The sequence below is a fragment of the Streptomyces sp. AM 4-1-1 genome, from assembly GCF_029167625.1.
In the GTDB taxonomy this organism is placed as follows: Bacteria; Actinomycetota; Actinomycetes; order Streptomycetales; family Streptomycetaceae; genus Streptomyces.
On sequence record NZ_CP119146.1, the window covers coordinates 247170 to 272786 of the forward strand.

The following is a 25617-nucleotide window of genomic DNA, read 5'->3' on the forward strand; positions in this document are numbered from 1 at the left end:
CCGCCGGTGTGACAGTGCGCGCGAAGAAGTTTTCAGCGACCGGGCGGGAGCGAGGCCATGTACTGGACCGTAGCGGCGAAGGCGTCCTCGCTCCGGGCGTGAACGTCCTCGCGACCGTTGGCCGTCATGATCGCGCCATGCAGGGCGTACTGGTGCGGGTTCTGCGAGATCAGGGTCAGCCGGGGGCCGAAGATCTGCGCCATCTCGGCAATGCGGTTGGCCCGGGACAGACCGGTAAGGAAGACCGGCATGTCCTCGGGGAGGTTCTCGGCCAGGAAGTGCAGACCGGGCCGCTCCCAGCTGTCCCAGTCGGCGTTGTCACGGACCGTCTGCACGTTGATGGCGATGGCGGCTGGCTGGGTGTCCTCGATCCAGGAGACGTAGCGCTGGAGGTCCTCGAGCCGGAACCAATAGCAGTTCGGCACGACGTTCACGCCGGCCTCGGCGAACTCCTGCGCGAGGAGGAGCGATCGGCGCATGTTGAGCAGGTGTTCCGTGCGCGGCCAGTCCCCGTAGATGCTGTAGTTGCACGAGAGGACCAGGTCCCACTCCTGCTCGGCGATCCGCTCGACGAGCCTGTCGGTGCCGCGGCGGGTCCAGAAGGCCTCGACGAGCGGGTCCTCGCCGTAGCCGACCAGCACGGCCTTCTGGTGGTCTTTGAGGGCGAGGGCCTGGCGGGCGGTCTGCTCGGTGAACCGCTTGTAGAGCGTGTGGGTGTCGGGCGAGAACACGCGCCGCAGACCGACGCCGTAGGCCGGCCAGTTCAGGCTGGCGTCGAGCTTGGTGACCGCGGAGCCGTCGGTCATGGGGATGAAGGACGGCAGGCCGTCGGGCAGCGTGCTGTCGACGTTGATGTCGTCGAAGGTCAGGGTGCCGCCGACGTCCGCCATCCATCCGGCTATGTCGGTCCGGCTCCCGCACCGGATCGGGCACTTGCGGGTCACGCACGCGTTCGCCGGTGCGTCGGCCTCGGCTGCTGAGCACCCGCAGAACCGGCAGTCCGAGTTCTGGCCGGTGCACAGGGGCTCGACGGTGGCCGGACCGCCCCGGCCGTCGGGCCCGGCGTAGAAGGCGCAGCTGTTGCAGTCGCAGCCGCGGCCCGGGAGGGGAACGCCGACGGTCGGGATGGGCAGGCAGACACTGGTCATGCTGCTTCGCTTCCTTCGGTGATTGCGTCGTCGTCCGTCGCGCCGTCGGCGGACGCGTCGTTGAGATGGGCGTGGAGCTCGCGCAGGGCGAGGCGCAGGGAGCCGCGGTCGTACCGCGCGATCTCCTTGCCGGCCCGGACCTCGGCCAGCAGCCCGCGGATGCCGTCCAGCGCGGTGCGGATCGTGTTGGACTCCACAGCCGGACGGCTCGGGGCGGCGTCGGCCAGCATCGCTTCTGGGGCGGCTTCCGGTGCCGGCGCCGCAGGCTGCAACGGCCTGTCCGGCTCCGCGATCGCTGCCACTTCGTCCACGCCGAGGGGCGAAGCAGCGTCGTCGCCGCCTTCTTCGGTTTCCTCCTGGCCCTCCGCCCGGGTGGGGACCCGGGTGAGCTTCGCCCGGCGGTCGGCGTTCGCCGCGTCCTGCCGCTCCTCGGCTTCGGTGATGATCTCTTCTGGCCCGAGCTCGGGCTCCTCCAGGCCGACGTTCACGGCCGTCGGCAGCAGGTGGAGCCGCTTGGTGGACTTCAGCGCGGCCCAGATGCCCTCGGCGGCCTGGGCCCGGCCGTTGCGAAGCTCGGCGAACCGGATCCGGGTGTTCAGGCGGACTGCGGCCTCGTCCATCTCCTCGGTGAGGTCGCGAGGCAGCGCGCGGAAGGCCCGCACGAGCTCGCCGGCCTTGCGCTCGTTGAGCTGCAGACCGAGACGGTCCAGCACCTCGCTCCAGGGGGCGGCACAGGAACTGTCGGTGCCGCGGATCTTCTCCAGGGCAAGGAACCGCTCGGCCGGGTCAGGGATCGCGTAGACCTCCTGCGGCACGGGCTTGCCGGCCTTCAGGAGCTTGCCAACGAGGATGGCGCATCGCTGGTACAGCAATGCGGCAGCCTGCTCGCCCGGGCGGAGGGGCTCGCGGGCAAAGTTTTCGACGAAGCGCCACATGTGGCGCTCCTCCTCGGACAACGGGCCCGGGCAGACCACGGCCGGCAGCGCCTGGAAGTGCGGGTTGTCCGGACGGTTGACGGCGCCCCAGCGCATCGCGCGCAGGCGGCGCTCCCCGGTGACCAGGCGGATCGTCGGCGCCTTGCCGTCGACGACGATCTCCTCGGCCAGGACCGGCTCCAGGAGGCCGATGACGGACATGGAGGAGATGAGGTCGGCGAGCTCGGACGGAGGCAGTGAGTCGGAGGGGTTGCGGGCGTGGGGCTCGGTGAAGGGCGCACCCTGCCCGCGTAGCGGCAGCATCTCGAATCGCCGCTGCCGCAGCTTGACGCTGCGGTGCAGGATCTCGGTGAGCCGGATCATGCTCCCGCCGTCCGGCGGAGCCGCGAGCGAGGTACTGGTCATGGCGCTGCTTCCTTCAGGGCCGCGGGGCGCGGCCGGTCACTTCGTGGCCAGGTAGAGGTCGGTGGGGGCAGGGCGGGCAGACGGCGTGCCGCGCAGCAGCGGAGTGAAGATCGGGGCGAAGGGCCCGTGCTCCTGGAGTTGCTGCAGGGTGGTGACGCCGATGCTGATGTCACCCTTGAGCCGGCCGAGGCGGACATCCGCGCTGGCGCGCGTGTAGAGGTCTTCGGTGCGCGCGGCCAGGCGCTGCGGGCGCCGGTCGGGCTCCCCGGCCTTCGGTGGTGCCGCATCAAGGATCACCAGGACTCGGGGGAAGACCGGGTAGTTGTACATCCACGCTGGCCGGGTCGCGTTCACGGTCCGGCGCCTGCGGTCCGCGCTCTGCGGAACGTATTCGTACAGCCGGCCGTACGCCTGCAACTTTGCGGCGAGCCGCGCGGAGGTCATTGTGGCGCGGTCGAACTCGATGAAGAAGCTGAGCATCGTGCGGCGGCCACCACGCTCCATGTGCACGTAGTTGAGGACGGCGTCGCTGATGACGTGGTCGTCCTCGAAGCGGCGCTGCCCGTCACGGATCCGGTTGGCGACCTCTGGGGTCCAGTCCAGCGGACCGCACTCGTGGCCGAGCCGGCGTGCCCACTCGACGAAGGCAACACCGACCTCGTTCACGCCGAGCGTGTGCGCCTGCCGGGCACCGGCGACCGACTCGGGCGAGACCCGGTACGGCCGGGAGGGCAGCTCTCCGGCCTCCTCCACCGACGCGGCGCCGGCGTCAGTGAGGAACCACAGGAAGGGCTGGCTCCGGACCCGCCCGCGGCCGCCGGGTCCCTGGGCTCGGATCCGGTCGACCAGCCCGGCCTGGTGCAGCTCGCCGAGCTGCCAGCGCAGGTACACGGGACGGGCCGGCCGCTTTTCGGGCAGGGTCAGCAGCACGTGCAGTTGCTGGGTGGAGAGCACTCGGTGCTGGTACAGCAGCCCCAGGACCTCACTGCCGATCGCGTGGAAGCTGCGCGTGGGTGCTGGTGCGGCAGCTTCGACAGGGGGGACAGTCATCCGAGCCTCGACTGGTTGGGGTTGATCGGGTGGACGTTGTCGGGGGCTTCACCGGCCGGGGCCGGGTCCGTGCCGCTGATGACGGGGCCTTCGCTGTCGTGGACCCGCGGCTTGGCCGCCCCGCCGCCGGATGTGGAGCCGTTGGCCGGTCCGTTCGGGTCCTGGGGGGCGCGCGGTGCGGTCTCGCGGAAGTCGGGCTCGTCCGGCGGCAGGTCGACGTCGGAGGGGTCGTCGTCCGGTGGGACGTCGAGCGTGACGATGAACCGGCGCAGCCGCCAGTCCAGGCGGCGCAGGTCGGTGAGGATGTCGCGGACCGAGCGCCGCTGCAGGTTCTCGTCGATGGCTCGCGCCAGCCGCTCCTCGTTCTGCGGCCGGTAGTAGTCGCCGTACAGGTCCTCCACCGAGGCGCCCCGGACGCGGAAAGGATCGGTCGTGCCGCCTTCGAGCGTCACGGACATCACGTAGTTGTACCGGTTGAGCTGGACGATGGTGTCGGAGGCGACCTTCTTGCCCCAGCGACGGGTCACCAAGGCGGCCTCGTCGACGTCGGAGGCGGTCGTCGACAGGATGGACAGGTTTTGCAGCAGGCCCTGCCTGGTGGTGGGGCTCAACCGCTGCGCCATCTGCGTCATGGCAAGCAGCTTCACGTTGTACTTGCGCAACTGCTCGGTGATCTGAGCCAGGGTGCCCTTGGCCGCGCCGTCCACGCTCGTCAACTCGTCGATGAAGGCGTAGAAGTCGCGCCGCTGGTCGGGCGCGGTGTCGCGTCGCGAGAGGCCGGCGCGGAAGAGGTCGTAGACCAGCAGGGAGCTGATGATGCGGTCGACGTCGCCGGTGCCGGCAGGGCAGACGAAGACGATCTTCCCTGTGTCCATGGCGTGCCGGATGTCGTACGTCGAGCGGCTCGATCCCAGGAACGCCTTGACGGCGTTGGAGGAGGACAGTCGTTCGATGATGCCGATGACGATCGGAATGGCTTCCTTGGAGTATCCCGGGAAGGTCTGCTCCCAGAAGTCCCGTACGTCCTTTGGCAGGTACGGCAGAACAGTCATGCGCCATACGTCGTCGGTGAGGATCGTGCGGATCTGGAAGACAGTGGGGGCCAGGTCCGGCCTTCCGGCCCGGCACACCTGCCATGACAGGTACACCAGGGATTCCACTGCCCGGGTCAAGATGGTCTTGGCGCGGGCTGAGGCATCGTTCCAGCCCACTGCGGCAGAGAAGCCGGTGACGATGTACTGGACGATGTCGGGGATCTCGGCCTCGCGCCGGCGCTCCATGGACAGCGGATTCCAGGAGCCGACCATCTTGTCGAGCTCGGGGCTCGTGAGGTCGATCTCCCAGATCCGGTCAGCCAGTTCCTTGTGCGCAAGGTACGGCCGGGCACGGGTCCAACCGTCACCGTGGGGGTCGAGGAAGAGCACGCCGAACCCGCCGTGGGCGATCGCGATCGCCTGCACGAGCGACATCTCGGTCTTGCCGAAGCCGGACTTGCCGAGGAAGAGGGCGAAGAGCAGGTACTTCAGCGGGACGCCGGCGAGGCGCTCCCCGCCGCCGGACTTGGTCACCCACCCCAGGGGCAGCAGACCGCGCTGGCCCGTCCACGTCGGGAGCGCTGCGGGGGGCGGTGGGACGACCCCGCCCGAGCGGGTGATGTTCGGGGCCATGTTGTGCTTGGTGGGCGGCTTGAGCAGCCCGGCGATCTCCTGGGCGGTCACCCAGGAGTGCCGGCGCGGTACGAAGAGCCCGGTCTCGAAGCGGCGGTCGAACTTGCCCCGGTAGATCCAGTGGTCCGCACGGACGCGGGTGACACCGAGGTGGAGACCGACGGGGCGGAGGTGGTTGTCGCCGGACCACGGCTCCAGGGCGGCGAGGACCTGGTCCAGCAGCATCCGGGCCCGGTACTCGTCGCGTGCGCAGGTGCGGACGAGCATCTGCATGGAGAAGACGGGTTCGGCGCCGGGGACGAGCTTGCCCATGGCGGCCTTCATGTCCGTGACGCGGTGGGCACGCTGCTGCTGGTGGTGCGGGCGCTGGCGGGCGCCACCGCCCTGGTTGCCCTTCATCTCGGTGGCGATCTCGGACATCACCTGCCCGAGGTCGAAGCCGAACCGGTTGGTGCGCTGCTGCGGCATGCCGGGTATGGCCGGCCCGTCGGAGGGGTTGCGGCGGGCCTGGGCCAGCAGGCGCCGGCGGCGGCTGCTGACACGGTTCGGAGTGACGGGAACGAGGTCCAGGACAACGTCGGCGCTCTCGCCGAGGTCCTCGCGGACGTCGGCTACCGCGTTGGCCAGTGCCTCGAGCGGATCCGGGGTGAGCGGCACTTCGCGCAGGGCGAGGTGGTCAGGGAGGGCAAGGGCGAGCTCGGCGCGGGCGTAGTGCATCTCCCGGGTAGCCGACTTGCCGCGGTCGTCCGCTTCAGGCTTGGCAAGATCGACGGGCGGAGCGACGGTCGTGTCTGGTGCGATGGTCATGATCTACCTGTCTGTGGTGTGGGTCGCAGGGCGTCAGGAGCCGAGCCGGATCTGCGGCCGTTCGCGCGCAGCACGGCCGTCTGCCTCCACGGGCCGCATCTCGACCTGGGCGTAGCCCTGGTGGCGCAGCACCGACATCGCCCGGTCCGGGCCCTCGACCCTCATGGACAGCGATCCGTTGGAGCACGTGAAGCGGACACGCAGAGCACTGGTGCGGGTCGAGGAGACGAGCCAGCGCGACACGCTCTTGTGCGCGCGGGCCATCTGGTGTCCGAAGCGGATGACCTCCTCCGGATTCGGGTCGAAGCCCGTGGTCGGCAGCACCTCCAGAACCGTTCGCTCGGACATCGGGCCGCGGGAAAGGGCCCAGCGGACTGCGGCAGCGGCACCACCGACAGCAAGGGCCAGCAGCGCGACCCACCAGGCGTTGGCCATCACCGTGTCCGTCAGCCGCTCGGCATGGCCGGGAAGGTCCCCGAGGAAGCCGATCGCACCGTCGACGAGATCGGTCGTGTTCATCGCCCACCGCCTGAGGACGAGGCGAGCGGCGGTGCCGCGGCGGCCGGAGCGGGCACGGGGGAAGTCGGGAGCACAGCGGCACCTCCAGAGAGCAAACGGGCCTTTCACCTGCTACAGGTGTCGAGATCCGGCTCGGTGTGACACTCCGCTGAGAATTTCTTCGCGAGGTTGCGCCGGCCGGCGGCACGACCCCTCGCAAGGGCACATGACGCCGGCCGACGGGTCAGATCTTGACGCCGTGACCACGGAGGTAGGCCACCGGATCGATGTCCGATCCGTACTCGGGCCCGGTGCGTATCTCGAAGTGGAGGTGCGCACCGCTGACGTTGCCCGTGGCGCCGGAGTAGCCGATCCGGTCGCCGCCCTTCACTTTCTGGCCGTCGACCACGGCCAGCGAGGACTGGTGCGCGTACTGCGAGTACATGCCGTCCCCGTGCTTGATCACCACCTGATAGCCGTACGCGCTGTTCCAGCCGGCTGTGACCACGGTTCCCGGGCCCACCGCACGGATCGCGGTCCCGGTGGGCACCGGAAAGTCGATACCGGTGTGGTAGCCGCTCGACCACATCGACCCTGAGACCCGGTAGCCGGTGCCGATGTGCTTGTCGGCGACCGGGGCGACCCAACTGCCCGAGCTGCCGCCGGTGGCGGGTTCGGTGTAGTCCGGACGCTTCATGATCAGAATCCGGTCCTTCCAGTACGACAGGGGCTTGATCCTGACCTTGGCGCCGGTGTGCGGCGCGTCGATCACCTTTCCGCCGCCGATGAACATGGCGACGTGCTCCGGGCGGGAGGCGCTGCCGTCGGAGAAGATGAGGTCGCCGGGGCGCAGGTCGTTCACCGACTTCACCTTGCTGCCGATCTTCACCTGGTCGTAGGTGCTGCGGGGGAGGTTCTCGCCCACCTTGCTCCAGGCGTACTTGACCAGGCTGGAGCAGTCGCACCGGTTGGCGCCGGTGAAGTTCGGCTTGCAACTGCCGCCGAACAGGTAGGAAGTGTTGAGGGCCTCTCTGGCACCGGCGACGACCTTGTCGAGACCGCCGGAGACCTTGCCGTCCATCGGCGCCGCCCACCGTTCGGCCCGGTCGCGGATCTCGCGGACGTACCTTCTGGTCTCCTCGTAAGGCGGGACCCCGCCGTACTTCTTCACCTTGTACCCGCCGGCGTTGTAGGCGGCGAGCATGTTGTCGACGACGTCGCCGGGCACACTGCGGATCTCATCGGCGAGCTTGCAGTCGTAAGACACCATCGACGGGACTGCATCCTCAGGATCCAGCGGATCCGCGCCGCCCTTCTTGTTGGCGTCGATGCCTTCCGTTGCCCAGGTGGAAGGGATGAACTGGGCGATGCCCAGTGCGCCGGCTCCGCCGTCGGGTGGGTTCTTGCGGAAGGTGGACTCCTGGTAGAGCTGGGCGGCGATCAGGGACGGTGTGACTTCGGCGCAGCCGTAGTCCCGTACCGCGTCCAGGATGATCGGGCGCAGCCAGTCGGGAATGTCCTTGGTGTCCGACAGGCCGCCGCCGAACCCGGCGTTCTCCAGTGCGTCGCTGGTGTTGTCCTCACCGATCGCCGACGTCAGTGCCAGCACCGCGGCCATGATCAGACCGAGACCGAGCAGGCACGAGAGGAAGGCCGCTATCAGCACTCGGCGCAGGGTTTTGGGCTCGCCCTGTTCAGACATTGGGCAACCCGACGACGCGCCAGCTCCCGTCGGCGGTACGGCGGAGCTTGAGGGCCACGTGCTCTTCCGACGCGACGGCAGGGCCGCTGGCCGGCGTCTCCGTCAGCTTGTAGAGCACACGGGCGAAGCCGGAGTCCTCGGTGGGGGCGGGCGCCCCGTCCGGCAGTGAGACCCGCAGAACCGTCACGGTGACCTGGACCTGGCGGTCCTTCCAGTCCTGCCACTGCCGCCCGCCGGCGCTGCCGCTGGTGTGGCTGCGCAGGTCATCGGCGAGATCACCGTCGGCAAGGGCGGCGGCACGTCGGGACGCGTCGCCGTACGTGGTGTCGTGACCGGGGCGGGCGTCGTGGCTTGCCCACGCGGTCGTGAAGGCCCGGGCTGCCTCCTGCATGGGAGCGGGCAGCTGACTCGGCGCCGAGGCGGCGGGAGACTCGGTCGGCTCGGCGACGGGCGACGCTGTCGCCGGGTCTGCACTGCCGGAGCTGCTCCCGGTGGTTGCCGAGGGCATGGCTGTGCGCGGAGCGGAGTGCGGGGCCGCGGAACGATCGGCATCACCGATTCCGAGGAAGAGGGCGACACCGATAGCTGCCAGGACCGCCGCAGCGGCGAACAGCGCGATCGTTCCGCGCTGGGCGCGGACACGCGCGACATCGGTTTTGGGCATGGGGGTCCCCCGTGAGGTGGTTCTGGTGCGGTGATCTGGGCGGCCGGGGCCTGGTGGACCCCGGCCGCAGTCCGGTTACGGCCGGGGCCTGGGCGGGCCGGGCGGCCGGGTGGCGCGCCGGATGGCCCGGGGCGGAGCCGGCGGCTTGGCCGGCGTCGACTTCTTCGCAGCCGGCGGTGTCGGCGGCGCAGGGGTGGGCGGGGTCGGCATCTTCGGCACCGCGGTTGGCCCGGCGGCCGGGGGCTTCATCGAACTTGGTGTCTTCGCGCCGGCTGACTTGGACGCGGGCTTGCCGGGCGTCTTGGCTCCGGCCGCCGACGGCGCGCCCCCGAGGGTCTTCGGCGCGATGGCGCCGGCCCGGGGGCCGGGAGGAGTCGCAGCACTGGGGGTCGACTGGATCTGTGCCAAGCCGAGGTTGACCTGCGCCTTCGTCCCTTGCTGCGCGACGAACCTGCTGGCCGTGGCGACGTTGCGCTTGTACTCGGCTCCGAAGTCCTTGGCCTCCTGGACCTTCTTGTCGACGGTGCGTTCCTTGACGGCCTTGAGCTGGTCGCGCACCTGCCCCGCACGGGCGGTGGCCGCGGCTGTGCCCCGCTTGGTAGCGGCAACGCCGCGCGGGACGCCCACGGGGGCGCCGACGGTGGCCATGAAGGCGAACTTCGTCGCCTTCGCCCCGTACTTGGCGGTGGCGGCGGCCGCCTTGCCGGTGGCCATGGTGGCCCTACCGCCCCGGGTCTGGGACATCTTGTTCGCCGCGGCCGTGGCAAGCCGCTTCTTCAGGGTCTGCTTGGCCGCCTGCTGCGCCGCCACCTTCGCGGCCGTGCTCGCGCCGCCGGTGCCGACGGCCGCGGCGGCGTTGGTGGCGAGCCGAGCCGCGGTCCGCAGCCGGCTGGCCTTGCGATTGGCCTGCGGCGAGCCGACCCAGGTGTTCTTGGCGGCCTTCAGGCCCTGGCCGACGGGCTTGCTCACGCGCCGGGCCTCGCCGCGGGCCTCGCCCCACATCTGCTTCAGGCCGGGGGCGGTCTCGGCGTAACGGCCGGGGCTGCTGAACACGGACCGGCGGCCGGCGCCGCCGACGCGGGCGTTGGCGAGCTTGCGATTGAGGTTGACCGCGATGCTCTGGGCGGTCTGCTTGATGCGCTTGTGACCGGCCAGACCGGCGACGGCGGTGACGTCGATGACGATGAACTTCACGGCGAGGACGTCGCCGGTGTCCGCGGCGATCAGGGCCAAGATGATCAGGATGAAGATCGCCAGGAAGAGAATGGCGATGATGATGCCCAGGACGGCCTTGGTGATCGCGGAGCACCATCGCCACAGGGTGGCGCGGCCACCGCCGGGCAGGATGCCGGCCGTGAGGGCCCAGTGGCCGCGGATCGCCTCGAAGGCCAGCCAGCCCTGCGCGGTAAGGAACGTGCCGGTGACCAGAATCATGAGGACGGCCACGATGACGGCGGCGATCGCGACAAACAGAGCGGAGAAGGCGAGGTCGGCCGAGGCCCGCTTGGCCTTGGGCTTCACGTCCCCGCATGCGGCCTCGAACTTCTCCGAGTTCTCGGTGAGCTGCCCGATGAAGTTCGTGTCGTAGACCGAGTCCATCATCGCGGCTTCCCAGTAGTTCACCCCGAGCTGGTCGAGGTTGAACTCGGCGAGCTTGAACTCGCGGAACGCCTTGTCGCACGCTCCGTCGAAGGTCTGCCCGTACACCATGAGCTGGTTGGGCTTGACGATGAACGCTTCGACGAGGGCGTCGGTGATCGGCTTGGCCACGTTGTTGGGGTCTGCGCTGCCTTGGGCGCTCGCGGGGTCGTCGGCCAGCACGATGGAGGCGACCTCCAGGGTGAAGTCCTTCGACTTCCCCAGCAGACCTTCCTCCGAGAGCAGCATGGTGGAGCCCTGCGGCTGCGCCTGGTCGTGCTGACCGAGCAGCACCTGGGCCGGAGAGACCAGCACGGTGGTGGTCAGCGCCGCGACCACCAGGGAGACCCCGATCTCGGCGAAGCCGCGCGAGCGCTCCTTGAACAGGATCAGCCAGCCGCAGTAGAAGCTGGCGAACGTCAGGAACAGGCCGGGGAGCCCCAGCCTGTCGATGACCTGGCTCTTGATGGTGCTGGAGATGTCCTCGACGGGGCCGATCATGACCTTGGCCAGCCCGAAGTTCAGCGCCCACTTGATCAACCAGCAGGTGAAGCCGATGACCCACTTCGAGACGCCGAAGAGCAGCTGGGCGACGATGTTCCAGATCTTGAGGTCGATGTCCTTCCAGCCGCCCGTGTCTGTCTTGACGGTGTAGGAGCTGATCGGGACGCCGTCCTTGTCGGTGACGTTGAACGGCTGGAGGAGGCCGTCGCTGCCGTCCTTGGGCTTCTGGTTCAAGTTCTTGCCGGCCGGGCCGGCGGACGTGCTGGGCGACGGCGACGGGTCCGCCGTCGCCGCAGGGGCCAGCACCACGGTGAACACGGCCAGCAGAACGGCGATCAGACCAAGGCGCCGCTTGATGCCCCTTCCCTGTATGCGACTCATGCCAGGGCTCCGTCCGCCTTGGCGAACTCCACGGCCTCGTCGTCCTCTTCGGTGGCCTGCCCGGGTGTGGTCGTGATCGCGGCGGCCGCGTTCTCGTCCGCCGGGATCAGCACCTTGATGCCCGCGATGCGCTTGCGGAGGTCGCGGTACAGGCCTTCACCGGCCCGCAGGGCGCGCTCGGTCTCGCTGACGTTGAGCGGAGAGAGGTTCTCGGTGATGACCTTGAGCATCTCGTCGTCGGTCGGGTCGAGGTCGAGGAACTCCAGGCACCGCGCGGCCAGGGCCTTGCCGCGGTGGCGGAAGACGAAAATGTGGCTGAGCAGCGCCCGGATCTTGTCGCCGATCTCGGACTTGGGGCCGATGTCGTAGGGGTCGTGGCTGCCGGCGAAGGCACCGGCGTTGTGCTTGCGGCCGTCGGCGATGAGCTCGAGCATGAGGTTGGAGCCTTCGGCGGAGGAGGTGAGCCACCAGCACTCGTCGAGAAAGACGCCAGCGAACTCGTTTGGGTCGGCGAACGCGATCTCGCGGCAGAGAGCCGTCATCAGGTACATCAGCCGCCAGCCGAACCGCTTCTCGACCTCCAGGCTCGGGAGGCGGTGCTCGGAGAGCTCCTCCTTGGTGGGCAGGCCCAGGCGGTCGACGGCGAAGACGATGCTGTCGGAGTCGGTGATCCGCACGACCGGAAGCGTCTGGTCGAAGATGGTGCGGCCGAGGTCCTTTTTCGCCAGCGAGCGCAGCTTCCGGACGAGTTCGGAGGCGGTGGCGCGGACCGCGTTGTCGTTCGGCTCCTCCGGGTCGGGCGTGCGGGCACGGTCGGCGAGCGTGTTCATCAGCGCGTTCATGCTCGGCTTGGGCCCGAGCCGGGTGGCCTCGATCGCCTCAGCGAGGGTGATGCCCTCGATGCTCATCGAGCCGATGTCCAGGAGCGGGGTGAGGAAGGACTCGGTGTAGCGGGCGGCGCGCGGGCCGCGGAAGACGCGCAGGGGGTCCAGGCTGACGCCGGCGTTCTCGTCGACGTTGATGATTTGCGTCGTGCCGGGGCACGCGAGCGCGAACCGCGACCATTCCTGCTGTGGCGTGCGGTCGATGACCAGGGCGCGGCCGCGGGAGTTGCGCCGGCCGGTGCGGTGCCCGGTGGTCAGGATGCTGTACATCGCGCACTTCATCGCGACGGACTTTCCGGAGCCGAGCTCGCCGACGAACGCCGCGGACGCGGAGGCGTTGACGCGGGGGCCGTGGGAGAAGTCCACGAGAACGGGGCGGACGCCGCCGCCGTTGAGCTGGAGGCCGAAGAGGCTGCCGGAGTCGTCGCCCAGTCCGGCACCGCAGAACGGCATCGACATGGCGAAGTCGCGGGCGAGAAGGTACTGGGTGTAGTCGAGCATCGGGCCCGGGGTCTTGGTACCCGGCAGCATGCCGTGGAAGAGGGCGACCTGGTCGCCGGTGGGCCTCACGAGCGTGTAGTCGTTGCCGCCGAAGTGGTTGGCCAGCGACGTCGCCTTCTCATCCGCCTCCTCCGGGGTCGTGCCCCACACGCAGGTGGCGACGGTGGCGCGGATCTCTACCTCGGTGCTGGAGGCGGTGAGCCGGTCGCGGTACTCGTCCAGGGCGAAGGACGCCTTGTCGAGCGAGGCCGGCACGCCGGAGGTCTCGCCGTCGTATTCGCCGCGCTGGTGCGCGAGCTCGCGCTGCTGGCGCCGGCTCTTCGGCTCGGCCTTCGAGCCGGCCTCGACGTTCAGCCGGACGGCCCAGTCCACGGGGAAGTTGAATTCGTCCAGCGCCGCCAGGTACTCGCTGCCGGGGAACCGGAAGGCTTCCGGCATCTCAGAGAGAACGCAGAACGCCTGGTAGGAGTCTCCGTGTTCACTGGTGGCGCGCAGGTAGCGGCGCTTGAAGGGGTTGGTGGGGCCCTTGGAGGCCCGGGTGCCGCGGCCGCCCTCGTCCAGGATCACCTGGGTGTGGGCGGTCACCGTGTGGCCGCGGCCGCGCAGGGCGCGCGGGGCGCCGTCCTCGGGCAGGAGCGGCTCGGCGAGGCCGCGGCGAGCGCTGTGCCCGTAGATCCACAGGATTTCCGCCTCGGTGGCGGGACGCATCTTGATGCCGGAAGGCCAGCCGGCGGCCAGGCGGTTGGCCTGCTCCAGGCGCTGGCGTTCCTCAGCGAGGGATATCGGGGCGACCGGCAGGCCGAGGGCGCCCATGACCTCGACCTGGAGGGAGGAGAAGACGGCCTTGGTGCTCTGCTTGAAGTCGAGGTGGGGCAGGGGGACGGCGAGGAAGTCGACGCGGCCGGTGAGTTCGAGGTCCTGGAGCTGGTCGAGGACCTTGAGGGCCAGGTCGACGTACTCGGGGGAGGCGTCGAGGTCGACGCCGGCGGTCATGCGGGTGACGACCGACGCGGCGTCGACGCTCGGGCACAGGCTGAGCAGGAGGGCCTCGCCCCGCAGGGACTTGAAGAGGGACTCCAGGGCGTCCAGCCGCTCGCGCTTTGTGGACTTGCTGGCGTGGGTGTAGTTCTCGGTGTCGACGCGCCACACCGCCCACACCGTGGCGGCGGTGGTCCAGATCAGGTGGCCGCTGATGTGCCGGACGGGGAGACGCATGGGGTTCTTCCTTCTGTGCGGGTGGTGGGACGAGGCGGTTGATCAGTGCTCGTCGAGGGAGGCGAGGAGGGCCTGCAGCCCGGTCTTCGGCTCTGTCCGGCCCGCCGTGGCTGCAGCTGGTACCGGGACCGGGCGGGCATTTCGCCTGGCTGCGGGAGCGGGCTGCGGGACAGGTTTCGTGGCGGCCGCCGGGGCGGGCCGCTCGGCGGACCGGACGCGCACCGTGCAGGTGGCGGTGGCCAGTCGCGGTCGAGCGGCCCGCTGCGGCTTGCCGGCCAGGCGCCCCTGGGCCGGAGTGGAGGAGTAGATGAGCAGGCTGCGCACGGCGCGGGCCGGGTCCCGGCCGTCGAGCCGCGCGTACCGCAGCACCCAGGCCAGACCCCACGGGATCAGTGCCATGAGGATGAAGTTCATGGCGCCGAAGTGGGCCCACAGGTCCCTGGTCGTGACGAGGAGCCCGAAGCTGATCACCATCGTCATGACCTGGGTGATCGTGTAGGGCCCTCCCGGGAGCCGACCGGCTCCCGGGAGCTTGCCAATGACGAGCGGGTGCCGACGGGCTCGCGTGTACGAGTGCCCGACCAGCTCCTCCTCCGAGGCGCTCACGCGACCCGCCGGCCCTCACCCGCCAGCGCGGGTGCGCCGCCGGTGATGTCGACGACGGAGGCCGAGCCCGCGGTGTCGTTGATCTCCGAGCCGACCTTGGTCTGCAGGACGTTGAGGTTGCTGATGCCCCACAGCACGAGGGCGGCCAGGACAAAGGCCACGAGGGTGCCGACGAAAGAGCGGGTCTTCCACCAGGCCATCAGCACGGCGATGATCGCCATGAGCGCGGCCACGGTGAGAACCAGCGCGCGAACCTGGCCCGTCTTGGTGTTGGCCCAGTCGAGGACGTCGCCGGCAAGGACGACGTGGTCCGGGTTGGCTGCTGCTGCCAGGGTGTGCATGAACGTTTCCTCTTTCTTCAGGAGTTCGACGGCGAGGGAGTTGCCGCAGCTGCGTCGGGGCTAGGGGTGGTGGTGTGCGGCGCCGCCGAGGGCGGGCTGCTCGCGCGGATCGCCGGGGCGTCGTCGACGGACGCGACCTCCCAGCGGCCGGCGCGGGACTTGAGGGTGAGCGCGTAGCTCAGCGAGACCGGGCTGCCGGCCTGGTCCGTGGCATCGACCTGGACCAGCTGGTGCAGCACCGTGCCGTCGGCCGGCACCTTCTGCTGGCCGGAACCGGACGAGTCGTCCTGGACGCCGGTGACCTTCACCGCGGCGTACGGCGCAGGGCTGATCGGCTGGAGCCGCGTACCGGGCGAGGTGTACCGGTCGAGCTCGGTCGTACCGGTGAGGTAGGCGGCCAGGAACCCGCGAGAGGTCTCGACCGACGGGTCTGCACTGCTCGAGCCGCGGTCGGTCTCGTACGCCAGGCCGCCCGGCTTGAGCGCGGTGGGCGCGGCCACCTGCGACGGCAGCGACGTCGCTGCGTAGCCGGCGGTGGCGCCCGGCTCGGTGCCGCCGGCACCAGCCGGGCCGGTGGCCTGGATCCCGACGCGGAAGTACTGGATGCCCAGCCGCTTGGACATGCCCTTGTCGTCGTGGGCGGTGACGTCCGCGGCGACGGTGATGGACCAGTAGCCGGGCTGAACCTCGCGGGACGCGATCACAGTGGACTGCGTGGCCGTACGGGTCCCGGGCTTGACCGCGAGCGCGACGGAGCCGGAGTAGTACGGTGCCAGGTCCCGCTCGGTGCCCTGGCCGGCCTGCAGATAGGCGGCGACGAACAGCTCGGCGAAGCCGGCCGGCCCGACCGGTGATGCCGGCGACGCCGCGGCGACCGGCTTGGCCGCGCCCTGGGCGGGAGCGGACGAGGAGAGGAACGCGAGTGCGCCGAGGACCGGGCCGGAGACAACGAGCACCCAGACACCGGCACGGACCAGCCGGGAGAGGCCAGCCATCTGGGCCGTGCTCGTCTTCCACCCGGTCTCATCCGGCTCGTCCGCCGACGTCTCCCGGAGCTCCTCGACCTCGTCGTCCCAGGCTTCCGCCTCGACGAGCTGCTTCTTGGCCGCCGTGCGCGGCCGACGCTGCCGCTTCACGACGCCGTCCGCAGGGCCTGGACGGTCAGGACCGTTGAGATGCGCTCCTTGAGCTGGTCCGGCGTGCGTTGCAGCAGCACGTCCCACGACGCCAGAGATGCCTCCGACTCCCTGTCGAGGAAGGCACGCATCTGCTCATGCAGGTCACGGTCCATCGGCCGGCTCACCAGAGCAGCGGCGATCTTGGTCAGTTCGCGCGAAGCACGGGCCACACGGGCCTCGTCGGCGTCGAGCAGCTGTCGGCCGGTGCTGGCCGGGGACATCGTGGTCACGTCGGTTCTCCCGGAGTCGAAAGGGTGGGGCGGGGCGTTCAGGTGGGGCTGGACCGATCTGGCGGCCCTCTCGCCTGCTACAGGTGTTGAGGAAGCGCGCGGTGTGACAGTCAGGCCGAGGTTTTTTCGAGCAACTTCTGCGGCGCCCGATCCGAGGGGCGCCGGCGGCTCTCAGGCCGCAGCGCGGTACTGCGCGAGGTCCGACTTCGCGCGCAGTGTGCGAACGGCACGGCTGGCGTGCTGCCGCAGCAGGTCTCCCTCGTGGCCCATGGACCGGGTGGTCATGTGCCGCTGGTCGGGGCGCTGCGAGGTGGACAGGTAGTACCGGGCGATGCGCTGAGCCTCGAACTCCTTGAGCGCTCCGACCTCGACGGCCCACAGCAGCAGGTCGAGGACCTCCGTCCGCGTCTCGTGACGCGACAGGGCTGGCTCGTTGACGTCGACGAGCTCCATCTGGGCGGCCCGCACCAGCAGGTCGGCGAGCTCGACCGTGCGGTGCGGGGTGTCGGGGTCTTCGCTGGAGACGACGTGCGCGTATCGGGCGTGGCACTCGGCTTCGGCCAGGGGCGCGACGCCGGCGGCGAACTCCTGGACGTCCTCCACGTCGTCGAGGCAGGCGGCCAGAGTGCGGCGGGTGAGCTGCAGGGTGTCGAGCGCGAGGTTGTTGAAGATCCGCCGCGGCCGCCGGTCGAGCGGGTAGGTGCGGACGACCTCGAATGCCGCGCCCAGCACCGTCGCGCACACGTCGTCCCACGGCAGGCCGTAGGACCTCCGCTGCGTCTTCGCCATCAAGACTGCCTTGGGCAGCAGGACTCGCACGGCCACCCGCCATGCGAGGTGGGCGTCGAAGCCGATCCCGCCGGCTCGCTCGACCAGCAGGTGCATCACGCGGTCGTGGCCGTCCAGGTCCCCGCAGCGGTGGTAGGCGGAGATCTTGTCGACCACGTCTTGAGGACCGGCCGCTCCGGCAAGGTCCGGGTGCTCCTCGGCCCACGCCGTCACGCGGTCGGCCGCCCGGAGGTCGCGGCAGAGCGCGACCCAGTCGCGGTTCATCACGGTGAGCGTGTCGTAGCGGGTTGTGGACTCGGAGGAGTCGAGTGCCGGGGTGTGCTGGGTGGTGGCCACGTCCGTGTCCGTCCTTTCGCGCCATCTGGTCTCGATGGCGCTCACACTCCCGACACCCCCCTTGACCGCGGTCTGACCGCTCTCGCGGCGCGACGAGGTCAAGGGGAAACATGCCTCGGCACCTGGGTGGCCCGGGTGGGCAAGGGGGGCCGTGGTCAAGGGGTGGGCGGAGTGGTCAAGGGGGCGGTGCCCACCGGGTGGGGGCCACTGGCAGTGGAGGGACTTCGGGGTCGACGCCGGCTCACCCACTGGATCGGGTGGAGCCCACCGAGTGGATGGATCGCGGCCTCGTTGAAGGGCTGCGTACATCCGCCCACCGGCCACCTACTGGACTCGGCGCTCCCACCCATCGCCGCCGCGATGGACGCCATCGCCAATTCGGGTCGAGACCCGCGGGCTGCCATCACATCTGGACGTCGTTCTGTACCGCTCCGGTGCGCGCTGGGAGGGGCACTGCCCGGCCTCATTGGACCGGCCCCCGGTGCCGGTGAAGTGCGCCAGCCTCCGCGGCGGCGGGGGCGGAAGCGCCCGTGCCATTTCCCCTTGACCTGGGTCGAGGTCAAGGGGAAATGGCAGTTGCCCAGGCCATGGTCAAGGGGTGGAAGAGAGCCCGGTCAAGGGGTGGGCAGGGCAGGAAGGGCGTCACCAGAAGCCGCCCGCCGGGAGGCGGCACGTGCCGCCTCCCGAAGGCCCGGCCCGCTCCGATACCTGGGTGGGCAAGGGGCCGTGGTCACAGGGTGGGCGGAGTGGTCAAGGGGGTGTCTGCAGGGGGAGGTGGTTGGGGGTGGGCTCCGCTCCGATCGGAGTGGGGTGAAGGCCACCGGCAGTGGATGGAGCCCTCGAGTCGATAGACCGCTCGTCGCGACGCTTGCGTACGACCACGCGCTGGCCACCCCTCGGCCCGCCCACCCATCCACCCGTCCCACGCGATGGACGCCATCGAAAGCTCTGGCTGGACCTGCCGAGCGCCGTCGCCTTCGCGGTGATCCGCGCGCGCCGGGGCCGACAGCCGAGACCCCTTGCCGGCCAGGGTGATCATCCGCAGGTTGGCCCCATCAGACCACCTCGGGCGTCGATGAGTGCGCCGGGCTTCATCCTCTTACGAGGAGGGGCCCGCACGCGTTTCCCCCTTGACCTGAGGTGGGGTCAAGGGGGAAACGCGTGCGGGCCGGTCGGCGATCAAGGGAGGAAAGGGGGCCGGTCAAGGGGTGGCGAGCTGCTCGGTGAACCTGGTCAAGGGGGCCAGAGAGAGCAGAGGGGCGTCGTCAGAAGACGTTTGCCGGGGCCGTCTCGGTGAGCGTGACACGCTCTGCTTCACCTTCCACCGACACTTCGGGCTGACGCCGCCTTCCGCCTTGGCCTCGGGGATCGAGTGGAGTCCACTGCGTGGGTGGGCCATGGCCACTGTGGCACCCACCGGCGTTGCATGGGTCGGTGGGCCACATCCGGTGGCGTGGGCGGACTCCATCGGGTGGGCATCAGGGTGTTGCCGAGGTCCGGATGGAGCCCACCCGGTGGGTGGACTTCGACGCCGGCTGCCCGCTCCGTCCACTGGATTGGATGGAGCACATCGAGTGGGTGGACCAGGACCCATCGCGGGGCGTTCGGGCCCATCCACGCGCAGGCCCCCCGTGCGCCGGCCGTCCACACCGCGATGGACGCCATCGCGAGGTCGGGCTGAAGACCCGGACCGCCATCACCCCTGCACGGCGTACCGCCCGCACCGGTGTGCGCGCCCAGGGGAAGCCTGTCCGTCCCGTTGCTCGTCCGTTGGTGGCTGGCTCGTGTCGAATTGGCTGCCGCTGGCGTCAGTGGAGCGCCCCAGCCGCATCAGTTTCTGGACGGTGAGTGGCCGCCGGGTTTCCCCTTGACCTGGGCCGAGGTCAAGGGGAAATGAGGAGGGCCACGGCCCGCGGTCAAGGGGGGAGGCAGAGCCGGTCAAGGGGTGGGGAGCTCGCGCGGTGAACCTGGTCAAGGAGGGAGAGAAGCGCGAGGGCACCCCCGGGCGGGCGGGATGCTGCCGCTTCTCCACGATCCCCTCTGGGCTTCGGGCAGATGCCGTCTCTCGCCTTGTCCGCTGGTTCCCATCGGTGGCACCACCGGTGCGCTGGGACCCGGGGGCATCGAGTGGAGTCCACTGAGCTGCCGCCAACTTGAAGTCGCAGGTCAAAGGGCTGGTGTGACCGGCTCTCGGGGTGCTCATGCTGGTCGTGGGCGGCTGTCTGCGGAGTAGATCGTTTGTCAGCGGTTGACTTCGAGGTTCGTCAGAACGAGCAGGGCGCGCAGGAGGCGGGTCGCTTGGGCGGGGTCGGTGCGGAGCTTGGTGAGGATCCGCCAGTTTTTGAGGTGGGCGAAGCCGTGCTCGACCGGTGCGCGTCCGATGGCGAGGACACGGTTGGCGATCTTCTCGCCGGGGGTGAGCTTGTGAGTGCGGCTGGCGTGGAAGCCGGTGACGATCACGGGATCGAGTAAGTCGTTGTCCGGGCCGCGGAAGCCGAGGTCCGCCAGGGCCCCGAGGCCGACGGCGCGCAGATGGGCCAGAATGTGGTCGTGGCGAGCGGCGGTGTTGTCGTGGGTGCGGCCGGGCCGGGCGGCGGATATCCAGATCAGGCGGCCCTTCTCGTCGGTCAGGGCGAGGAAGTGCAAGCCATGGCTGCGGTGCTTGCCGGAGTAGTTGCGCCGGTCGGCCTTCCCGGTGCGGCGCTGGGTGTGGATGGGGGTGCCGTCGATCAGGACCACCTCCCCGCCCTGCCGGGCGACCTTCTTCAGGGCGCGGTCCAGGCGCGGGGCCTGCGCGGCGAGCAGGGCGATCAGCTCGTCGCGCCAGCGGCGGACGGTGGACTCGGACACGTCGTTGCCGCCAGCCATGTCGGCCAGGTGCTGGTCGTGGCGCAGCACGGCCAGGACGATCACCGCGATTCGTCCGGGCGGCAAGATCCGCCATCGTGACCGGATCACTTTCAGGTGACGCCGCAGCAGATCGGCGAGGTGGTTGACGGTGCGCGTGGACAACGGCAGACGGCACCGGTAGACAAGCGGGAGGGTGTCCTCTGTGCGCTCTTTGGTATTCGTCACACAGTTCCAACGGCCGCCGGGGGCACCCCGGTTACGCCCGCGCCGGTCCACTCCGAGTAGTGGCTTTCCTGATCACAGGCGGGTGGTGAACCGGCCGTCGGGCAGCTTGCGGAGCCAGCCGCGATCGACGAGTCTGATCAGCTTGCTGCGTAGTGGTTCGAGTTTGGCCTTCACGCTGGTGTCCACCCCCACCATCTCGCCGACCTCGCGGGCCATGACCGGTCCGGCGGCCTGCCGCACGGCGGCGAGGATGCGCTGATAGTCCCTCGGCAGCGAGTCCTCCTCCACGCCCGATTCACGGTGCGGAATCAGCATCACCGCCCGGCCGCCCACCTGCCCGGGCACCGGACCGGTGGAGGCGCGTTCCTCGGCGAGCTGCCCGGTCATCCGTTCAAGGACGCGCTCGGCGACTGCGAGTTCGTCCCGCTCAGCTCGCACTTCCGCCAGCTGTTTGGCCAGCTGCTCTTCGAGTTCGTCCAGTTCCGCGCGCCGCGCGGTGATCCGTTCCAGCAGTTCGGGATCCAGCATGCACCGGATCGTAGAGGGGCACCCGACCCCAGCAGGCAGGAATTGGTTGTCCGGGGAGTGTCGGGTGGCTCGATCAGCGGGACGGGAGGGAAGCCAGAGAGCGGTCCCACTCGTCAGCCGCGTGCAGCAGCGTTGCGGTGTCCAACCTGACCTCCACGACGTACTGGTAGATGTCAGCCCTGTCCTCACCCTGTTGCCACGGAGGCGCCGCCTCCAGGGACAGATGAACGCGAATCACCGCGGTCCCACCTGCGATTCGATTGGCGAGGCTGAAAGCCAGGACCGGCTCGATGAACGACAGGTCCGGGGACAGTTCACCTTCGGCATCAGGTTCGGTGACGTCCACCGTCCCGGCGGCCACCGCGCGCAGCCACGCGGACACCTGGCGGGCCTCATCGGTGAGCAGACACGGATCGGCGAAGGACCAGTTTCCCTCAGGAGTCGTCACCGTGCCCTCAATGACCAGCCAGTTGTCGTCGTACGAGTCGCCCCGAACGGTGGCGAACTGATAGCGCACTGGGCGGAGGTCGACACTGCTGGAGAGATCGTTCAGGAGCACCGGACCAGGATGTCATGCGCTGGCCAGCAGCGGACTGCGCCCCCAGCCCAGGTGCACGGGCCAGAGCGCCGCCCCTGACTCCGTTTCGGAGACAATCCCGACCTCTGTCAGACGATCTTCTCGATGGACTCCCGCCCACGACCAGCACGAGCACTCTGAGGACCGACCACACCAGCCCATTGACCTGTGGATTCAGGTTGGCGGCAGCTCACTCATTCTGTGGCCGCGGCCCTCGGTCCCACTCCACGCCGGTGACTTCGAGGTGCCGCGGCGCCCGACGATGGACGGTGGAGTTCCCCTTGCCCCGGACCGCGTGTCAAGGAGGCTCCCCAGCGGGTGGGGAAGGCCGGGCCGGCCAAGGGGGGCCTCCGCGCTACGAGGAACCCTGGTTCTGAACGGTTGACCGGGCGCCGACGGAACAGAACGCGATCCGTGGATGCGGCTCGGGGCCGCCTGGGAGTGTCGATCCTCGACGGGGGAGGGGCGGCTCAGGATGCGGCCCATTCCATCCGGCGGGTCCGGCATCGGACGCAGAGCCCGGTGGAGCCGAGGGCCGGCCGGGTGCATCCACTGCCGTCCCATCCCGCGCACACTTCGAAGTGCGTCGACGGGGACGGGCCGCTGGCCCGTCCACCCTCGTGCTCCTCTCGGCACGGCTTGCACCTGGGGGCCGGCTCGGCGCGGTTCAGCACCAGGACGGCGCAGCCGCACTCCGGGCACCGGCCCCGGGGAGCCGTAGGAGTGGACGGCTGGACGGGAACACGAGCAGGTACGGAATGGACGATGCCGGGGGCGGGCGGCTCGGGCTGCGCCGTGGCGCGGCGCCGGTCGCGGACGATCTCCTCGCACACCGAGCATCGGCGGCCGCTGCTCCACAGGACGCCGGCCTCGCAGTCGAAGATTCCGCAGCCCCAGTGGGGCAGGCCGACACTGAGGATCCACCGGCCGGGATCGCGGATCTCGTCGGTGAAGGTCTGGGCGACCCGCGTCTGGAGGCGCTGCCGCAGACGGGCGTCGTCGACGCCGGAGCGCAGCTGTTGGCCGACTTCCCGGGCGATGCGCCGCTGCATGTAGACGCTGGTCTGCCGGTAGAGCCAGTGGACCGGCTCAAGGACGCCGTGCACCCGGGTACTGATGGTCAGCCGAGGCCCGCTGTAGGCGCCGGTGGGGTTGGTCAAGGGGGTGGTCAACGGGGTCTGGTGGTCATCCGCGCGCAGCGCGAGTCCACCTTCGTCCCTGCCGCGTGGCGGTTGCGCATCGCGGTTTTCCACACCTTCACCTACCTGTACTTCGCCTACGGCGGGTGAGAAGAGGGCTCGCTCGTCATCAGGTCGGTCAGTCCTAGGTTGTTCCTTAGTCGCGAGTGATCCCTCACCAGCCGACAAACCCGATCCCTCACCAGGACCAGAAGTGGAGGAGGGCACGACGTCCGTGGAGGACGGTTGTCCACAGCCCGGGTCCTGAGTGGCGGGCGGGATGTCGTGAGCGACGAAGTGGTGGCGGCCACGCACGCCGGCGCGCCGCTCCACAGTGATCCACCGCGTCGCCTCCAGCTCGTCGACGATCTCCCCGGCAGCCGCGGTGGTGAGCGGCTGGCCGGACCGTCGGCCGCTGTAGTGGTGCAGCGCCCCTGCGATCTCCGACTCGGTGAGCGGGATCTTCTGGGCCTGGGCGTAGGCGATGAGTGCGTACGCGCGTAGCTGGCGCGGGGTGAGGTCCTCGGACGCCGCGACGGGGATCCACACGAACCGCTCGGCCGGGGAGAGAGGCCGGGTACGGCGCACCGCCGAGGTGCCGCATCCGCCGGGCAGGGAACGGCGGGTCGAGGACAGCTCGACGACGCCGTCGGGCCCGGGGCGCATCAGCTGCGTCATGCCGCGTTCGACGGAGGCCTTGGACAGGCCGACGTACTCCGCGATGGTCACGGTCGCCGCCGTGCAGCCCTCCGGACGCGACGCCAGCGCGGCGATCTTCACGTACGCGGTCAGCGCGACGTCGGCGTAGTGCGGGTTGACGACGAGGCGCAGGGGCACCTTGACCCGCTGGCGGCGCTGCGGGCGCGCCTGATCGCCCGCCGGCGGCGGGCTGCTCGGTTCTGCTGCTGTGCGGGGCACGCTTCTCCTGGCGCACCCGGCGCCGCGGGGCGGCGACTCGGGTGCGCTGGGTCTCGACGGCGTCCGGCAAGGACGCACGGTCTGGGGTCTGGCCAGGGGCACTCGGGCGGAAGCTGAAGGAACGGGTCCTTCAGCTGCTACGGGTGTCGAAAAAGCCGACGGTGTGACAGTCCGGCCGAGAAAATCCCTGGCGAGCCTGTGACCTGCGGGTCAAGGGGGCGTCCGGAGTGGCGGCAGACCCCCTTGACCGGGGCCGTGAAGGTCCGACGGCCGGGCGTAGGGAGTGAGGCGCCGGCCTTGCTGGTCAAGGGGGGCTGACCGGGACTGGTCGAGGGCAGATCGCCGGACCGCTCTGCGCCGCGGCCGATCCCGGCCGGAACCCTGACCGTAAGAGTGGGCACGCAGCGTGGCGCTGGCGTCACGGACGGGCGAAAATTCGCTGTGAACGGCCTGCTTCGGTGGCGTCCGAGCTGACAAAGGGCATGGGTGTACTGCAAGATGGACCCCGTTCTCCCGGGTCGCCCCGGGAAACGACGAACCCCTTCGGGGGGATTGCTGCTGGAGGGCAGTGATTGCCGGACCATTCGGTCTGGCCCTCGCTCAACTGGGCCGCTAACCCAGGACTGAGCGGTGACGGCCGGCAGAGGAGCTGCTAACTCCGAAGCCGGCGGAGAGGGGCGAGGAGCAGCCTTTGCTAGAGGCGCCCGCCCGGAAGACCTACAACATCCGCAACTCCCCCTTCCCGGGGGTTTTCGCGTTTCTGGGCCCGGTCACGCAGGGCAGCGCCGCGCCCGGCGCGGCGCTGCCGCTCGGGGTCTGTGCGGTGCTGGTCATGGGAGAACCGCCTTCTCGGTTCACCGGGCTCCTCCTCGGCGCTGTGCGCCGGGGGCCCGAGGTGAGGCGTATTGGATCAAGCGGAAGTCACCCTATCCCCTGACCGCCGCCGCGCACATGCTCTCGGCACGTTGTCCATTCGGCGTCGAAAGCGAGGCCAAAGATGGGCAGTTGACTCAAAAGCTGCTAACTGGCGCTTCTCATACGGATAGTCACGCGATCCGCCCGTACTACCGTCAAAAGGTATGAAGTTGGGCGCTCGTCCGTAAACCCCGTCCTTCGAATCTCGAACACCGCGGTGCCGACTTTGGACTTGAGGAGCGAGCACTCCTCAGCGGTGGCCGGCCTCGCGCCCCAGCTGCTGGTGTGGCTGTCCTCGCGCCGCAGCGGGCCCACCACGAACGGCGCGACGGTGACGGCCTCGGCCGAGTTCACCACGAGCGGCTCCGGGGTGAAGAGGGTCTGCAGCGCCCACGGAGCGCCGGCCTGCAGCAGCACCGCCTGCCGGGCTGACAGGACGGCATTCGGCGCCAGGTCCAGGGCCTCGACCGCAGGGGCATCGGTGCCAGGGTCTCCGCGCCTCAGGTCGGTGTGGCCGTTGTCGACGGAATCCGCCGGCCGGAACAGCCCGTCCTCGTGCAGCCAGACCTCCATGGCGGCGGCCGGCTGCAGAACCCGACTGCGGCGGCGCGGGGCCGTCTCGACCAGGCCCTCCCCCTCGAGGAGCCGCAGCGCTTGGGCCACGGTGTTCGGTGCGACGCCGAGCTTCTCACCCAACTCGCGCTGACCGGGGAGCTTCTCGCCCGGGGCCAGCCTGCCGCTCAGGATGTCGGCGCGCAGCGCGGCCGCGACCTGCTCGTGCGGGTGATGGGACGTCGTGGGCATGGGCACATCTTGCCGCACCCGCCAGAGCTCACGGCTCATCCGCTGGACCTTCTTCCTTGACGTGATCGCCAACAGCATGCATCATTTGACGCATCTGCATTAAGGCAGTTAAGGCAGATGGCGCGTGGAAAAGCAAGAGCGAC

19 protein-coding genes are annotated in these 25617 nt (G+C 69.9%); all 19 read right to left on the reverse strand.

Features of this window, described 5'->3' with window-relative positions:
- Positions 1–32 precede the first annotated feature (32 nt).
- Positions 33–1148: a DUF4417 domain-containing protein gene (locus PZB75_RS31800; RefSeq protein ID WP_275539159.1), complete on the reverse strand. Its 1116-nt coding sequence runs from the start codon at positions 1146–1148 to the stop codon at positions 33–35.
- Positions 1145–2446, reverse strand: coding sequence for a ParB N-terminal domain-containing protein (locus tag PZB75_RS31805; protein ID WP_275539160.1), 1302 nt, complete (start codon positions 2444–2446; stop codon positions 1145–1147). Before PZB75_RS31805 ends, PZB75_RS31800 begins: the two co-directional genes overlap by 4 nt.
- 78 nt (positions 2447–2524) lie before the next feature.
- Positions 2525–3538, reverse strand: coding sequence for a replication-relaxation family protein (locus tag PZB75_RS31810; protein WP_275539161.1), 1014 nt, complete (start codon positions 3536–3538; stop codon positions 2525–2527).
- Entirely contained in the window at positions 3535–6012 is a 2478-nt protein-coding gene (locus PZB75_RS31815) for an ATP/GTP-binding protein (RefSeq protein ID WP_275539162.1), read from the reverse strand. Before PZB75_RS31815 ends, PZB75_RS31810 begins: the two co-directional genes overlap by 4 nt.
- A 33-nt stretch (positions 6013–6045) precedes the next feature.
- A complete protein-coding gene (locus PZB75_RS31820; protein WP_275539163.1) occupies positions 6046–6531 on the reverse strand; it encodes a hypothetical protein in 486 nt (161 codons plus the stop codon).
- 223 nt (positions 6532–6754) lie between these two features.
- Positions 6755–8212: a peptidoglycan DD-metalloendopeptidase family protein gene (locus PZB75_RS31825; protein ID WP_275539164.1), complete on the reverse strand. Its 1458-nt coding sequence runs from the start codon at positions 8210–8212 to the stop codon at positions 6755–6757.
- A complete protein-coding gene (locus PZB75_RS31830; RefSeq protein WP_275539165.1) occupies positions 8205–8876 on the reverse strand; it encodes a hypothetical protein in 672 nt (223 codons plus the stop codon). The genes PZB75_RS31825 and PZB75_RS31830 overlap by 8 nt, the downstream gene beginning before the upstream one ends.
- 75 nt (positions 8877–8951) lie before the next feature.
- A complete protein-coding gene (locus PZB75_RS31835; RefSeq protein WP_275539166.1) occupies positions 8952–11399 on the reverse strand; it encodes a hypothetical protein in 2448 nt (815 codons plus the stop codon).
- On the reverse strand, positions 11396–13999 hold the full coding sequence (locus PZB75_RS31840; RefSeq protein ID WP_275539167.1) for an ATP-binding protein: 2604 nt from the start codon (positions 13997–13999) through the stop codon (positions 11396–11398). The genes PZB75_RS31835 and PZB75_RS31840 overlap by 4 nt, the downstream gene beginning before the upstream one ends.
- Before the next feature lie 42 nt (positions 14000–14041).
- Positions 14042–14605, reverse strand: a complete 564-nt coding sequence (locus PZB75_RS31845) for a hypothetical protein (RefSeq protein ID WP_275539168.1) — start codon at positions 14603–14605, stop codon at positions 14042–14044.
- Complete coding sequence (locus tag PZB75_RS31850; protein ID WP_275539169.1) at positions 14602–14946, reverse strand: hypothetical protein; 345 nt, start codon at positions 14944–14946, stop codon at positions 14602–14604. Before PZB75_RS31850 ends, PZB75_RS31845 begins: the two co-directional genes overlap by 4 nt.
- 17 nt (positions 14947–14963) lie before the next feature.
- Positions 14964–16082, reverse strand: a complete 1119-nt coding sequence (locus tag PZB75_RS31855; RefSeq protein ID WP_275539170.1) for a conjugal transfer protein — start codon at positions 16080–16082, stop codon at positions 14964–14966.
- Positions 16079–16345: a hypothetical protein gene (locus PZB75_RS31860; protein WP_047181773.1), complete on the reverse strand. Its 267-nt coding sequence runs from the start codon at positions 16343–16345 to the stop codon at positions 16079–16081. Before PZB75_RS31860 ends, PZB75_RS31855 begins: the two co-directional genes overlap by 4 nt.
- Before the next feature lie 180 nt (positions 16346–16525).
- The gene (locus PZB75_RS31865; protein ID WP_275539171.1) at positions 16526–17524 is read right to left on the reverse strand and encodes a hypothetical protein; all 999 of its coding nucleotides are present in this window, start codon (positions 17522–17524) and stop codon (positions 16526–16528) included.
- A 2196-nt stretch (positions 17525–19720) separates the two neighbouring features.
- On the reverse strand, positions 19721–20491 hold the full coding sequence (locus PZB75_RS31870; RefSeq protein WP_275539172.1) for a transposase family protein: 771 nt from the start codon (positions 20489–20491) through the stop codon (positions 19721–19723).
- Between the two features lie 135 nt (positions 20492–20626).
- Entirely contained in the window at positions 20627–21082 is a 456-nt protein-coding gene (locus tag PZB75_RS31875) for a hypothetical protein (protein WP_275539173.1), read from the reverse strand.
- 73 nt (positions 21083–21155) lie between these two features.
- A complete protein-coding gene (locus tag PZB75_RS31880) occupies positions 21156–21641 on the reverse strand; it encodes a hypothetical protein (RefSeq protein WP_275539174.1) in 486 nt (161 codons plus the stop codon).
- Positions 21642–22129: 488 nt separating this feature from the next.
- On the reverse strand, positions 22130–23755 hold the full coding sequence (locus PZB75_RS31885) for a hypothetical protein (RefSeq protein WP_275539175.1): 1626 nt from the start codon (positions 23753–23755) through the stop codon (positions 22130–22132).
- Between the two features lie 1020 nt (positions 23756–24775).
- Positions 24776–25552: a GntR family transcriptional regulator gene (locus PZB75_RS31890; protein WP_275539176.1), complete on the reverse strand. Its 777-nt coding sequence runs from the start codon at positions 25550–25552 to the stop codon at positions 24776–24778.
- Between the last annotated feature and the right edge of the window lie 65 nt (positions 25553–25617).